Origin of the sequence: Hydrogenophaga crocea (genome assembly GCF_011388215.1) — a bacterium.
GTDB classification, from domain to species: domain Bacteria; phylum Pseudomonadota; class Gammaproteobacteria; order Burkholderiales; family Burkholderiaceae_C; genus Hydrogenophaga; species Hydrogenophaga crocea.
Genome location: NZ_CP049989.1, coordinates 1412355 through 1427191 on the forward strand (window position 1 = coordinate 1412355; position 14837 = coordinate 1427191).

General features: G+C 72.3%; 5 protein-coding genes. All 5 read right to left on the minus strand.

The annotated features are described in order from the left end of the window. Position 1: 1 nt before the first annotated feature. The 5 genes from G9Q37_RS06870 to G9Q37_RS06890 are packed head-to-tail and all read right to left on the minus strand — an operon-like array spanning position 2 to position 14831. Positions 2-856 carry an alpha/beta fold hydrolase gene (locus G9Q37_RS06870; protein WP_166226435.1) on the minus strand — a complete coding sequence of 285 codons (855 nt, stop codon included), beginning with the start codon at positions 854-856 and terminating at the stop codon, positions 2-4. After that, positions 853-1674 (minus strand): alpha/beta hydrolase family protein, encoded by an 822-nt coding sequence (locus tag G9Q37_RS06875; RefSeq protein WP_166226437.1) that lies wholly within the window; start codon positions 1672-1674, stop codon positions 853-855. The genes G9Q37_RS06870 and G9Q37_RS06875 overlap by 4 nt, the downstream gene beginning before the upstream one ends. Next, complete coding sequence (locus tag G9Q37_RS06880) at positions 1671-13157, minus strand: non-ribosomal peptide synthetase (protein WP_166226439.1); 11487 nt, start codon at positions 13155-13157, stop codon at positions 1671-1673. The genes G9Q37_RS06875 and G9Q37_RS06880 overlap by 4 nt, the downstream gene beginning before the upstream one ends. 17 nt (positions 13158-13174) lie before the next feature. Further along, complete coding sequence (locus G9Q37_RS06885; protein ID WP_166226441.1) at positions 13175-14020, minus strand: alpha/beta hydrolase family protein; 846 nt, start codon at positions 14018-14020, stop codon at positions 13175-13177. A 4-nt stretch (positions 14021-14024) separates the two neighbouring features. Then, on the minus strand, positions 14025-14831 hold the full coding sequence (locus G9Q37_RS06890; protein ID WP_166226443.1) for an alpha/beta fold hydrolase: 807 nt from the start codon (positions 14829-14831) through the stop codon (positions 14025-14027). Between the last annotated feature and the right edge of the window lie 6 nt (positions 14832-14837).

A 14837-nucleotide genomic window follows, 5' to 3' on the forward strand; every position in this document is an offset into this window, starting at 1 on the left:
TTCAAGCGGGCGTGGCGCCCGCCGCCGCGAGTTCGGCGGCCCAGCCGCCCAGGCGTTCGATCACGAGCCGCTGCGCCGCGAGCGAGGTGGCGGTGTGGTCGATCTCGGGCACGTAGTCGCAGCGCACACGGTGCACGAAGTCGTGCTGGGCGAAGGCGTCGCGCAACTGCTCGGGGTAGTTGTAGGTCCAGAGCAGGCTGCCCGTGTACATGAAATACACCGAGGTGCCGCGGTCCACGAGCGACTGGATCGCGCGCGCGAAGGCCTCGGGCGGCGGGGCGTTGTCGCCCGCGTCCGCTTTGCCGGCCGGCACGGCGTCCGAACCGAGCAGGCCACGCGCGCCGCGTTCGATGGCCGAGCGCGTCCACGACAGCAGGGTGCGCGTCGGGTCGGCCGCGAGCTGGCGCTGCAGGCGCACGGTGTGGGTGCGCGGCGTGGGGTACACGTAGCCGTCGAGCATCCACAGGCCTTTCACGCGCGGGTCTTCCAGGGCCGTGGCCAGGCCGTTGTGCGCGCCCGAGCAGATGCCCGCGATGGCGAAGCTGTCCACCGAACAGATTTTTTGCAGGTGGTCCATGGCCTGGCGCAGGTCGTGCACCACCTGTTGCTGGAAGGGCGCGGCGTCGGCCGGCGTGCGGCTGTCGCCCACGCCCGAGAGATCGAGCCGCAGGCAGGGGTGGCCCTGGCGCGCCAGCGCACGCGCGAGCTTCACGTGCAGGCGGTGCGGGCCGATGCGGTGCACCACGCCCGCATTGGGCAGGATGAAGGCGGGCCCGCGCGGGGTGGTCGAGGCGGGCAGGGTCAGCGTGCCGATCAGGTGGCGGTCGCTGCCGAAACCGAGCGGGACTTCCTTCATGCGTCGATCCCCCGGATCCATTGGGACAGTGCCTGCAGCGCCTGCTGCGGCACCAGCGCGGTGTTGACCGCCTCTTCCGAGGTCCAGTCGAAATGCACCGGCACCGACTGGTGCACGGCCGCGATGCCCGCGCCGTTGAGGGCCTGCGCCAGGTCCTCGGGCATGGGGTCGGGTTCGTGGGTCAGCACCACGGCCTCGCTGGCGCGCAGCGCGCGGTAATCGGCCGCGCCCACGCGGGCCAGCTGCGCCGGCAGATCGGGGTGCAGGCCGAAGCCGAGCAGCTCGGTGCAGCTGATGGCGCCCTCGGCGGTGTCGGCGCCGGTCGGGGGCAGGGCCCCGGCTTGCCGCAGCGGCTGCAGCGCTCGCGCGTGCGCGGCGCGCAGCTCGGCGAGGTAGGCCTCGCCCGAGACCACGGGCGCCCACAGGCCGATGCGGTGCGGCGCCGGCGTCAGGCCGACGCAGGCGCGCGCAGCGATCACGCCGGCCAGCCGCGCGCAGACCCAGGAGAGCTGCCGCGCGCGCGAGCGGCGCAGCAGCTCGGCGTGGGCCAGGCGCAGGTCGTCGACCCAACGATCGAGCTGGCCGTCTTCGTCCTCGCCCAAGGACTCGCCGGTGCCGAAGTAGTCGAAGCGCAGCGCGGCCGTGCCGGCCTGCGCGAGTTCTTCGGCCAGCAGGCGGTAGAGGCGGTGGATGCGCACCGCCTCCTGGCCCAGGGGATTGCACAGCAGCACCGCGTGACCGCTGTTGCGGGCCGGGTGCGCGGGGTGGAACACACCATAGAGGGGGTTGTCAGGGCCGCCGAAGCGCAGGGGCGTCATCGGTTGCGGTCCTCCGTGCCGATGGCGCGCGCGATCTGGCCCAGGTTGTCGAAGATCATCTGTCGCACGGTGATGCGGGTGTTCAGGCGGCTGTTGATTTCGGCGACGGCGCGCATGGCCAGCAGGGAATGGCCCCCGAGGTTGAAGAAGTTGTCGGTGCTGCCCACGCGCTCCACGCCGAGCAGGCGGGCCCAGATGGCCGCGAGCTCGAGCTCGGTGGGCGTGCTCGGCGCGACGAAACCGGCCTCGTCGCGCTCGCCGCCGCTGTGCGCCTCGGCGGCCGGCGCGGGCAGCGCGTGGCGGTTGATCTTGCCGTTGGGCAGCAGCGGAATGGCGTCGAGGCCGACGAAGTGCTGCGGCACCATGTAGTCGGGCAGCGAGCCGCGCAGGTGGTCGCGCAGCGCCTGCACCACGGGCATTTCGCCCTCGCTCACGAGGTAGGCCACGAGGCGCTGGTCGCCGGGCCGGTCCTCGCGCACGATCACCACGGCGCGCGTGATGGCCGGGTGCGCGGTGAGCGCGGTTTCGATTTCGCCGAGCTCGATGCGGTAGCCGCGCACCTTCACCTGGAAGTCCATGCGGCCCTGGTGTTCGAGCAGGCCGTCGGCGCGCCATCGGCCGCGGTCGCCCGTGCGGTAGAGCCGGTGGCCGGGCCGCAGCGGATCGGGCACGAAGCGCTCGGCGGTGAGCTCGGCGCGGTGCAGGTAGCCCAGGGTCACGCCCTCGCCGCCGATGCAGATTTCGCCCGGCACGCCGATGGGGCAGGGTTGCAGCCGCGCATCGAGGATCTGCACCGTGGTGTTGGCGATCGGCGTGCCGATGCTGATGCCTTCGGTGCCCGTCACGCGCCAGCAGGTCGACCACACCGTGGTCTCGGTGGGGCCGTACATGTTCCAGAGCTCGCCACAGTGCGCCAGCAAGAGCGCGGCCAGGTCGCCCGGCAGGCCTTCGCCGCCGATCAGGGCCTTGAAGCCCGCATGGCCCTGCCAGCCGGCCTCGATCAGCATGCGCCAGGTCGAGGGCGTCGCCTGCATCACCGTGATGCCGTATTCCTCGCAGAGCTGCTTGAGCGCCAGGCCGTCGACCGCGTCGTCGCGGCTGGCCAGCACGGCGCGCGCACCCACGCTCAGCGGCAGCAGCAATTCGAGCACCGCGATGTCGAAGGACAGCGTGGTGACCGCAAGCAGGCGGTCGTCGGCGGTGAGGCCGGGCTGCTTCGCCATGCTCGCGAGGAAGTTCACCACCGCCTGCTGGTGCACCACCACGCCCTTGGGCTTGCCGGTGGAGCCCGAGGTGTAGATGACGTAGGCCGGGTCCTGCGGGCGCGCGTCGCGCTCGGGGTCGGGCGCGAGCGGGCTCTCGTCGGTGAAGGCCGTGAGCAGGTCGATGTCGAGCAGCAGGGTCTGGTCGCGCGGCCAGGCCAGCACGTCGACCAGGGCCGATTCGGTGATCAGCAACGCGAGCTTGGCGTCTTCGGCCATGTAGGCCAGGCGGTCGGCCGGGTAGGTGGGGTCGAGCGGCACGTAGGCCGCGCCGCTCTTGAGCACCGCGAGCTGCGACACCACCATCTCGAGGCCGCGCTCGGTGCACAGGCCCACGAGGTCGCCGCGGCCGATGCCGCGCTCGCGCAGCAGGCGCGCCAGCGCGTTGGCGCGCCCATGCAGTTCCTGCTGCGTGAGCTCGCCCACGCCGGGCTGCACCAGCGCGACCGCGTCGGGCGTGGCCTCGGTCTGGCGCTGCAGCCATTGGTCGAGGTTGAGCTCGCGCGGGTAGTCGGCGGCGGTGTCGTTCCAGCGGGCGAGCTGGTCGGCGTCGCGGGCCGAGAGCACCGAGAAGCTGCCGATGGGCTGCTGCGGCGCCTGCAGCACCTGGTCGAGCAGCGCCAGGTAGGCGTCGCTCAGGCGCTCGGCGCTGGTGCGATCGAACAGGTCTTCGGCGAACTCCAGGTGCACCTTGCCGTAGAGCTGGGTGTCGACGGTGACTGAGAGATCGAACTGCGCGGCACCACGGTCGAACTCGAAGATCTTCGGTTTCAGGTTCCCGAAGGTCGGCATGTCCATGGGCGTGTTGATCACGTTGAACATGACCTGCACCAGCGGCGAGGCGGTGGCGTCGCGGCCCGGCGAGAGTTCCTCGACCAGGCGCTCGAAAGAGGCGTCCTGGTGCGCGTAGGCGTCGAGCGCCGCGTCGCGCACGCGCGCCAGCAGCGCCTCGAAGCTGGGGTTGCCCGAGAGGTCGGTGCGCATCACCAGGGTGTTCACGAAGGTGCCCACCAGGTGTTCGGCCTCGAAGCGGCGGCGGTTCGCGATCGGCGTGCCCACGGCCACGTCCTCGTGGCCCGATACGCGGCCCAGCAGCATCGCGAAACAGGCCATCATCGTCATGTAGGGCGTCACGCCGTGGGCCGCGCTGAAGCGCTGAAGGGTGCCGAGCAGGCCCGGGCGCAGGTCGCGCACCACGCCACCGCCACGGCCATTGGCCGCGCCACGGCGCTGGCGGTCGGTGGGCAGGCTCAGGGGTTCGAGGCCGCTCAGGCGCTGGCGCCAGTACGCCATCTGCCCGTCCAATGCTTGCGCCTGCAGGGTCTGGCGCTGCCACACCGCGTAGTCGGCGTAGTCGATCCGCGTCGGGCGCGGTGCCGCTTCGCGCTCGGCTTGCAGCGCGGTGAAGACTTCGTTGAGGTCGCGCATGAGCACGCCGGCCGACCAGGCATCACCGATCACGTGGTGCATCACCCAGATCAGCACATGGTCGCGCGCGCCCAGCCGCAGCAGGTGCACGTGGTGCAGCGCCGCGGTCGAGAGGTCGAACGGCCGCTGGGCCAGCGCGGTGAGCGTCGCGCGGGCCGCCGCCTCGGCCTCGTCCAGCGGCAGGTGGCTGAAGTCGATCTGCTGCAACGACACCGGCACGTGGTCGCCGATGATCTGCATGGGCTCGCCGTCGATGAGTTCGAAGCGCGTGCGGAAGGCTTCGTGGCGGCGGCTCACCGCGTCGAGCGTGCGCTCCATCAGCGCCGGGTCGAGTTCGCCCTGCAGCCGCACGGCGAACGGCATGTTGTAGGCCGTGGTCTCGGGCGTCATCTGCTGCACCAGCCACATGCGGCGCTGCGAGTACGACACCGGCAGCGGGCCGTTGCGCGGCACGGCGGGGATCGCGGTGGGCGGCAGCGCCGCTTCCGGGTCGCGCTGCGCGTCGATGCGCGCGGCCATGGCCGACAACTGCGGGTGGTCGAAGACCTCGCGCAGCGCGAGGTCCACGCCCAGTTGCTGGTGCACGCGGGTGACAAGCCGGGTGGCCAGCAGCGAATGGCCGCCGAGGTCGAAGAAGTGGTCGCCGCGGCCCACGCGCGGCAGGCCCAGCAGCTCTTGCCACAGCGCCGCCAGCGTGTTCTCGGTGTCGCCTTGCGGCGGCGCGTGCTCGGGCTGCGCCTGGCGCAGCGCGTGCGCGTCGGGTGCGGGCAGGGCCTTGCGGTTGACCTTGCCGCTGGGCAGCAGCGGCAGATCTTCGAGTTCGACGTAGACGCCCGGCACCAGGGCGTCGGGCAGCACGGCCATCAGCGCGGCGCGGATCGGCGCCACCTGCAAGGCCGGTTCGCCCGGCAGGCGTTTGACGTAGACCACGAGCTGCGCCAGACCGTTGGCGGCGCGGTGCGCCGCGACCACGGCCTGGTGGATTTGCGGCAGCGCGTTGAGCGCGGCCTCGACCTCGCCGAGCTCGATGCGCACGCCGCGGATCTTGACCTGCTCGTCCACGCGGCCCAGGTACTGCAGCTGGCCGTCGGGCAGCCAGCGCACGCGGTCGCCCGTGGCGTACAGGCGCTGGCCCGGGTTGAACGGGTCGGGCACGAAGCGCTCGGCGGTGAGCTCGGGGCGGTTCAGGTAGCCCAGGGCCAGGCCCCGGCCACCAATGAAGAGCTCACCCTCGGCGCCCGCGGGCAGCAGTTGCCGTTCGGGGCCGAGCACATGGCAACGCGTGCCCGCGATCGGGCGGCCGATGGGCACGGGCGCACCGGGCGGCGTGTCGAGCGCGTTCACGCAGGCCACCGCGGTCACGGTGGCTTCGGTGGGCCCGTAGAAGTTGGCCAGGCGCGCCTGGGGCAAACGCGCGCGGAAGGCTTCGATGAGGTCGCTCGGCAAGGCCTCGCCGCCGCTGACCACGTGGCGCAGCGCCGTGGCCTGCGCGAGCGCGGGTTGGTCGAGCAAGGGGCGCAACAGCGAGGGCACCATCATCACGTGGGTGATGCGCTGGGTGGCGAGTTCAAGCGCGAGCGCGGCGGCATCACCACGCAGGCGTCCCGGAGCCGGTGCGACGGTGGCCGCGCCGCGCATCAGGGGCATCAACAGGTCGACCACCGAGGGGTCGAAGCTGATCGCGATGGACTGCAGCCAGCGGTCGCCCGCGCGCAGGTCCAGCGCCTGGGCGGTCCACTGCAGCATGGAACTGAGCGCGACGTGCGGCACCATCACGCCCTTGGGCATGCCGGTGGAGCCGGAGGTGTAGAGCACGTAGGCCAGGGCCTCGGGGGCGAGGTCCAGGGCCAGGTTGGTGCTGTCGTGCGCGGCCAGCGAGGGCGGCGGGGCATCGAGCGCGAGCCACTGCGGCTGTGCGCCATCGACCGCGGCCTGCAGCGCGAGCTGTTGCGCCGACTGCGTGAGCACGATGGGTGTGGCGGTATCGGCCAGCAATTGCGCCAGGCGCGCGGCGGGCAGCTCGGGGTCGAGCGGCACGAAGGCCGCGCCGCTCTTGAGCACGGCCAGGTAGGCCAGGGGCAATTCGAGCGAGCGCTGCAGGTGCAGGCCGACGGTGACACCCGGGCCTGCGCCCAGGGCCTGCAGTTCGCGCGCGAGGCGGTTGGCCTGGGCGTTGAGCTCGGCGTAGCTCAGGCTTTGATCGCCGAAGACCACGGCGGTGGCCTCGGGCGTGGCCGCGGCCTGGGCCTCGACGAGGCGGTGCACGGGGCGCGCATCGAAGGCGTCGTGCGCGCTGGCGTTCCAGTCCACGAGCTGTTGGTGGCGCTGCGCGGGCGGCAGCACCTCGATGGCCAACGCGGGTGTGTCGGGCGCGTCGAGCAGCGCATCGGCCAGGCCTTTCAGGGCCTGCAGCAGTTGGGCGGCCAGGGCCTCGGGGGCGATGCCGGCGGCGCACTGGGCCTCGATCTCGAAGCCGTCGCCGAGGTCGTCGATGGCGACGCCGATGGGGTAGTTGACGCGCTCTTCGGCGTCCAGCAGCCGACCCAGCAGCGAGGCCTGGGGGTGGTCGCCTCCCACCGCCGCCGGCGACGAGTGTCGGTAGTTGAAGATGGCCGTGAACAGGGGTTCGGACGCGGGCACGCCGCTGCAGCGCTGCGCCAGCGTCAGCGTGGCCTGCTCGTGCTGCAGCAGCGCACTCAGGGCCTCGCGCGTACGCTGCAGCGCCTCGCGCGCACTGGCCTGCTGGAGGTCCACGCGCAGCGGCAGCGTGTTGATGAACAGCCCCACGGTCCGCGCCTGCTGGTCCGCGCCGTCGAGCCGGCCCGAGAGCACGGTGCCGAAGACCGGGTCGTGGCGCTGTGCGGCGCGCGCGAGCAGCAATGCCCAGCCGGTGTGCCAGAGCACGCCCGCGGTCACGCCGTGTCGGCGGGCCGCGCGGCGGAGTTTTGCGCCCAGGGCCGCGTCCACGCTGGCGCGGTGGCCGCGCACGCCGTCGCTGCCGATGTTGCGCACCCCGAAAGGCATGGTGCCCTCGGTGACTTCGCCCAAGGCCTCCTGGAAATGGGCTTCCTGCGCCAACGGGTCGACGGCGCGTGCGCGTTGCACGAAGGGGCGGTAGGCGGGGGCGGGCTCGAGCACCGCGCCCGGGTCCTCGCACAGCCGGGCGATTTCTTGCTCGACCACTTCCAGCGACACGTGGTCGCCGGTCAGGTGGTGCATCTGGATGGCGAGCAGCCAGCGCTGGCTGACCGCGTCGTCAAGGGTATGGCAGCGCAGCAGGGGCGCTTCGCGCACGTCCATCGGGGCACGGCTGGGGGCGACGGCGGCCTTGAGGGCATTCAAGGCATCGCGGCCCGGTTCGGCCACTTGAGGGTGCACCGGCAGTTGCGCGTCTCGCAGCACCACCTGAACGGGGTGAGGCAGGCCTTCCCAGGCAAAGCAGGTGCGCCAGGCGTCGTGGCGCTGCACCATGGCCTGCAGGCCGGCGATGTAGCGCTCGCGCGCGGCCGCGCTGTCGAAGCTTCGGACCGACCAGACCAAGTACTCGTCGTGGGCTGGATTGAGGCGGTGGTGGAACAGCAGGCCTTCCTGCAGCGGCGCGAGGCGGTAGATGTCCTGCACGTTGGCACAGCCACCGGGCACGTGGGCGAGCAGGGCGTCGAGTTCGGCCTGAGACAGCTCGGCCAGCGGCACCTGCTCGGGCGTGATGCGTGTGGCACCCAGCGGCAGGCCTTGGGGGGCGGTGACATCGGCCGCTTGCGTGAGTGGTCGCAGGCGTTGCGCGAGCTCGCAGAGCACGGGGTGGTCGAACACGGTTCGAGCCTCCACATGGCAACCCGCCTCGCGCAGCCGGGCCACGAGCTGCATGGCCAGCAGCGAGTGGCCGCCGAGGTCGAAGAAGTGGTCGTGGCGGCCCACGCGCGGCACGGCGAGCACGGCCTGCCAGGCCTGCGCCAGCAGTGCTTCCTGCGCACCCTGCGGCGCTTCGTAGGCTGCACTGCCGAAGGCCAGGGCCTGGGCGTCGGGCGCGGGCAGGGCCTTGCGGTCGGGCTTGCCGCTGGGCAGCAGCGGCACCCGTTCGAGCGCGACCCAGGCCGTGGGCAACATGGCTTCGGGCAACTGCTCGCGCAGCGCGGCGCGCAGATCGCCGGGCTCCCAGCCCGCCTTGCCGACCACGTAGGCCACGAGCCGGTGCTGGCCCGGGCGTTCTTCGTGCGCCGCGACCACGGCGTGTTGCACCTGCGGCAGCGCGTTGATCGCGGCCTCGACCTCGCCGAGCTCGATGCGCACGCCGCGGATCTTGACCTGATCGTCGGTACGGCCCAGGTACTGCAGCTGGCCGTCGGGCAGCCAGCGCACGCGGTCGCCCGTGGCGTACAGGCGCTGGCCCGGGTTGAACGGGTCGGGCACGAAGCGCTCGGCGGTGAGCTCGGGGCGGTTCAGGTAGCCCAGGGCCAGGCCCCGGCCACCAATGAAGAGCTCACCCTCGGCGCCCGCGGGCAGCAGTTGCCGCTCGGGGCCGAGCACATGGCAGTGCGTGCCCGCGATCGGGTGGCCGATGGGCATGGGATCGGCCGGCTCGCGGCCCACCTCGTGCTGCACCGAGACGATGGTGGTTTCGGTGGGGCCGTAGAAGTTGCCCAGGGTGACGCCGGGCAAGCGCTGCAGCAGCGCACGGGCCAGTGCCGTGTCCAGCGCTTCGCCGCCGGCGATCACGTAGCGCAGGTCCGTGCAGTCGGCCAGCGCGGGCAGCTCGAGCACGGCGCGCAATTGCGAAGGCACGAGGATCACGTGCGTGATGCGCTGCGCGCGCAGGGTGTTCACCAGCGCGTCGGAGAGCGCGTGTTCCCCGGGTTGGGCGACCACGGTGGTGGCGCCGCACAGCCAGGGGGCGAAGAGATCCAGCAGCGAGGGGTCGAAGCCGATGCTGGTTTTGTGCAGCATGCGCTGGCCCGGGCCGAGGCCGCAGGCCTTCACGGTCCACTGCAGCACGTTGCTCAGGGCGGCGTGCGGCACCATCACGCCCTTGGGCATGCCGGTGGAGCCGGAGGTGTAGAGCACGTAGGCCAGGGCCTCGGGGGCGAGGTCCAGGGCCAGGTTGGTGCTGTCGTGCGCGGCCAGCGAGGGCGGCAGGGCATCGAGCGCGAGCCACTTGGGCTGCGCGCCCTCGACCGCGGCCTGCAGCGAGGCCTGTTGCGCCGACTGCGTGAGCACGATGGGCGCGGCGGTGTCGGCCAGCAGCTGCGCCAGGCGCGCGGCGGGCAGCTCGGGGTCGAGCGGCACGAAGGCCGCGCCGCTCTTGAGCACGGCCAGGTAGGCCAGGGGCAGCTCCAGCGAGCGCTGCAGGTGCAGACCCACGGTGACGCCCGGGCCCGCGCCCAGGGCCTGCAGTTCGCGCGCGAGGCGGTTGGCCTGGGCGTTGAGCTCGGCGTAGCTCAGGCTTTGATCGCCGAAGACCACGGCGGTGGCCTCGGGCGTGGCCGCGGCCTGGGCCTCGACGAGGCGGTGCACGGGGCGCGCATCGAAGGCGTCGTGCGCGCTGGCGTTCCAGTCCACGAGCTGTTGGTGGCGCTGCGCGGGCGGCAGCACCTCGATGGCCAACGCGGGTGTGTCGGGCGCGTCGAGCAGCGCATCGGCCAGGCCTTTCAGGGCCTGCAGCAGTTGTGCGGCCAACGCCTGCGGGGCGATGCCGGCGGCGCACTGGGCCTCGATCTCGAAGCCGTCGCCGAGGTCGTCGATGGCGACGCCGATGGGGTAGTGTGTTCCCTGCGACCGCGACAGCACGCGGCCGTCGCGAACGGCCGCTGCCTCGCGCTGGCTCCGGAAATTGAGGTTGCTCGTGAACAGCGGGCGGGCGGCGGGTACGGCGCTGCAGCGCTGTGCCACGGCGAGCGGCGTCTGCTCGTGGGCCATCAGGCCGGTCAGTGTCTCGCGGGTCTGGCGCACTGCCTGGGCCGCGCTTTGCCCCGCGAGCCGTAGCCTCAGCGGGAGGGTATTGACGAACAGCCCCACGGTTCGCGCGGTATCGCCGCCGCCAGCCAGGCGGCCGGAGAGCACGGTGCCGAAGACCACGTCGTCGCGGGCGCTGCAGCGCGCCAGCAGCAGGGCCCAGGCGGTGTGGGCCAGCACCGACACCGGCACGCCCTGTCGGCGCGCCGCGGCACGCAGCGCCGCCGATGCCGCGGTGTCCAGTCGCACGCGGTGCGCGTCCACGCCTTCGGGGCCAATGGCCGACACCCCGAAAGGCACCGTACCCTCGGCGAGGTCGCCCAGCAGCGCCTTGAAGTGAGCCTCCTGCGTCGCGCCGTCTGCCGCGCACGTGGCCTGCACGAAGTGCCGGTAGGCTGGTGCGGGCGGCAGCTCGGCTTCGCGCCCGGCAAGGATGGCCGCGGTCTCCAGACTCACGATCTCCTGAGACAGCTGGTCGCCGATCAGGTGGTGCATCTGAACCGCGAGTAGCCAGCGCCGGTGAGTCGTGTCCTGCATGGCGTGCAGCCGCACCAGCGGGGTGTGCTGCAAGTCGAACCGCGTCTGCTGCACGTGCCGGCGCAGGGTCGCCTCGGCGTCTTCGCCGGGTTCGAGCGCGTGCGTGGTCAGCGTCGGCGGCGCGTGCCTCAGCACGAGCTGTACCGGATGGGGCAGGTCGTCCCAGGCAAAGCGGGTACGCCAGGCGTCGTGGCGGGCCGCGATGCGCTGCAAGGCCTGCGCGTGGTCCTGCATCGCCTGCTCTTCGTCGAAGGCGAGCACGAGATCGAGCCAATAGGGGTCCTGGTCGGGATGCAAGCGGTGGTGGACCAGCAAGCCTTCCTGCAGGGGGCCAAGGGGGTAGACGTCCTGCAGGTTGTCGAGGCCGCCGGGTATGCGCGCCACCAGCGTGTCGAGCGCGGCCTGTGACAGTCCGGCCAAGGGCACGTCATCGGGCGTGAGCCGCTGGGTGCCAAGGGGGATGGCGGAGGGCGCATCGGTCAGATCCGAAGGCGTGTCCGCGCGCATGCGCTGCGCCAGCGTTTGCAGCACCGGCTGATCGAAGACATCGCGCACTGCGAGGCGGGACCCCGCCTCGCGCAGCCGGGCCACGAGCTGCATGGCCAGCAGCGAGTGGCCGCCGAGGTCGAAGAAGTGGTCGTGGCGGCCCACGCGCGGCACGGCGAGCACGGCCTGCCAGGCCTGCGCCAGCAGTGCTTCCTGCGCACCCTGCGGCGCTTCGTAGGCTGCACTGCCGAAGGCCAGGGCCTGGGCGTCGGGCGCGGGCAGGGCCTTGCGGTCGGGCTTGCCGCTGGGCAGCAGCGGCACCCGTTCGAGCGCGACCCAGGCCGTGGGCAACATGGCTTCGGGCAACTGCTCGCGCAGCGCGGCGCGCAGATCGCCGGGCTCCCAGCCCGCCTTGCCGACCACGTAGGCCACGAGCCGGTGCTGGCCCGGGCGTTCTTCGTGCGCCGCGACCACGGCGTGTTGCACCTGCGGCAGCGCGTTGATCGCGGCCTCGACCTCGCCGAGCTCGATGCGCACGCCGCGGATCTTGACCTGATCGTCGGTACGGCCCAGGTACTGCAGCTGGCCGTCGGGCAGCCAGCGCACGCGGTCGCCCGTGGCGTACAGGCGCTGGCCCGGGTTGAACGGGTCGGGCACGAAGCGCTCGGCGGTGAGCTCGGGGCGGTTCAGGTAGCCCAGGGCCAGGCCCCGGCCACCAATGAAGAGCTCACCCTCGGCGCCCGCGGGCAGCAGTTGCCGCTCGGGGCCGAGCACATGGCAGTGCGTGCCCGCGATCGGGTGGCCGATGGGCATGGGATCGGCCGGCTCGCGGCCCACCTCGTGCTGCACCGAGACGATGGTGGTTTCGGTGGGGCCGTAGAAGTTGCCCAGGGTGACGCCGGGCAAGCGCTGCAGCAGCGCACGGGCCAGTGCCGTGTCCAGCGCTTCGCCGCCGGCGATCACGTAGCGCAGGTCCGTGCAGTCGGCCAGCGCGGGCAGCTCGAGCACGGCGCGCAATTGCGAAGGCACGAGGATCACGTGCGTGATGCGCTGCGCGCGCAGGGTGTTCACCAGCGCGTCGGAGAGCGCGTGTTCCCCGGGTTGGGCGACCACGGTGGTGGCGCCGCACAGCCAGGGGGCGAAGAGATCCAGCAGCGAGGGGTCGAAACCGATGCTGGTTTTGTGCAGCATGCGCTGGCCCGGGCCGAGGCCGCAGGCCTTCACGGTCCACTGCAGCACGTTGCTCAGGGCGGCGTGCGGCACCATCACGCCCTTGGGCATGCCGGTGGAGCCGGAGGTGTAGAGCACGTAGGCCAGGGCCTCGGGGGCGAGGTCCAGCGCCAGGTTGGTGCTGTCGTGCGCGGCCAGCGAGGACGGCAGGGCATCGAGCGCGAGCCACTTGGGCTGCGCGCCCTCGACCGCGGCCTGCAGCGAGGCCTGTTGCGCCGACTGCGTGAGCACGATGGGCGCGGCGGTGTCGGCCAGCAGCTGCGCCAGGCGCGCGGCGGGCAGCTCGGGGTCGAGTGGCACGAAGGCCGCGCCGCTCTTGAGCACGGCCAGGTAGGCCAGGGGCAGCTCCAGCGAGCGCTGCAGGTGCAGGCCCACGGTGACGCCCGGGCCCGCGCCCAGGGCCTGCAGCGCGCGCGCGAGGCGGTTGGCCTGGGCGTTGAGCCCGGCGTAGCTCAGGCTCTGATCGCCGAAGACCACGGCGGTGGCCTCGGGCGTGGCCGCGGCCTGGGCCTCGACGAGGCGGTGCACGGGCAGGCCATCGAAGCCCTCGGGGGCGCTGAGTTGGAAGTCCTGGGGGACGGGAGCGCGCACGTTCGCTGGCGGAGCCATCATGCGCGCACCAGCTTCTGACGGATCCAGTCCGTCGTCATGTCGATGAACGCCTGTTTGGCAGGCCCGCTGGTGATGAGGTGGTCGGTGTTTTGCAGCATTTCGAACGAGACGCGGGGCAGCCAGGGTTGGCCACGGAACATGGCGGCGAATTGACCGCGGTGATTGAACCACTCGGGCTGGCCGCCGCAGTAGGCGAAGAGCAGTTCGACGCCCTGCGAGGTGAGGCGTTCCACACGGGCCATGAATTCTTCTTTGGGCGGCGAGGTCGACATCTCGCCCTTGGGCTTGGGCGGGGTGTTGTCGGGCGCCATGAGGCGCAGCCGGCGCAGCAGCATCACCGCGGCCTTCTGCGCCGAGCCGGCCAGACCGGCGCGGCCGATCTTGAAGGCCAGGGTGCGCAGGCGCGACTGCAGCGTCTGGTAGGCGTACATGTCCCACAGCAGCACGGCGCGCATGCGCGCGTCTTCGAGCGCCACCAGGTGGCCGATGATGGCGCCCGAGCACAGGCCGACCATCATGAAGCGGCCGCAGCCGAACTGCGCCTGGGCCGCATCCATCACGTCGCGCGTGTCGGCCACCCACTGCTGCGTGACGGTGCGCGTGCTGCTGCTGCGCTGGCTGTCGCCCAGGCCGCTCATGTCGAAGCGCACCGAGGGTATGCCCATGTCGGCGAGCACGCGCGCCAGCAGCACGTTGATGCGGTGCGGCCCGCTGCGCGGGATCACGCCGGAGTTGCTCAGGATGACCACCAGGGGCGTGGGTACGCCGGGCAGGCGGTTGGCGGGCGTGAAAGTGGCCACGAGGTGACCCTCCGCGCCCACGATTCGGGTGTGTTCCTGCATGGGATCAGTTCAGAGAGGCGAGCATCACGCGCGGGATGTCGGGCGGGGCGATGGCGGTGCCCATGGCCTGACTCGACATCCAGTCGGTGGGGTGTTCGACCGTGTGCAGGCGCAGCGCGGGCAGGCCGGCGTGCGCTTCGAAGGGGTTGGCCTGGCCGGGCTTGAGCGCGCAGGTGATGCGCAGCCCGCGCCGCAGCGCCGGCGCGAGTTTGAGCGCACCCAGTTCGCGCAGGCCCGCCACCAGGCGTTCGCCGAGCGCGAAGCCGAGCACGTCGCCGGGCACCTGCGGCTCCTGCACCTTGCCGCTGGCGCGCAGCTGCGCCCAGGGCTGGGCGAACATCATCGCGAGTTCCTGGCGGTGGCCGGCCAGCAGCGCTTCGAGGTAGGCCGGGCCGTCGAGCACCGGCTCCCACAGCACCAGGTGGCGCGGCGGCATGGGGGCCAGCAGCGCGGCGCGCAGCGCGATCACCGCGCCCAGGCCCATGCCGAACCAGTGCACCGGCACGCTGCCATCGCCGGCGAGCTGCTGGTGCGCGGTCAAGGTGTCGCGCACCCAGTCGTCGAGCGACTGGGCCTGCTCGTCACCGGGCGAATCGCCGGTGCCGTGGTAGTCGAAGCGCAGCGTCTCCACGCCCTCGCGCGAGAGGCGTTCGGCGGCCACGCGGAACACGGCGGCGCTGCGCACCGCTTCCTGGCCGATGGGGCGGCACAGCAGGAAGCGCGCGCGCGGGGACGCGCCGTTGTCGGGCGCCAGGTGCACGCCCACCATGGGGCGCTCGGGCGTGCCGAAATGCTGGATCGAGATGCTCATGGGCGC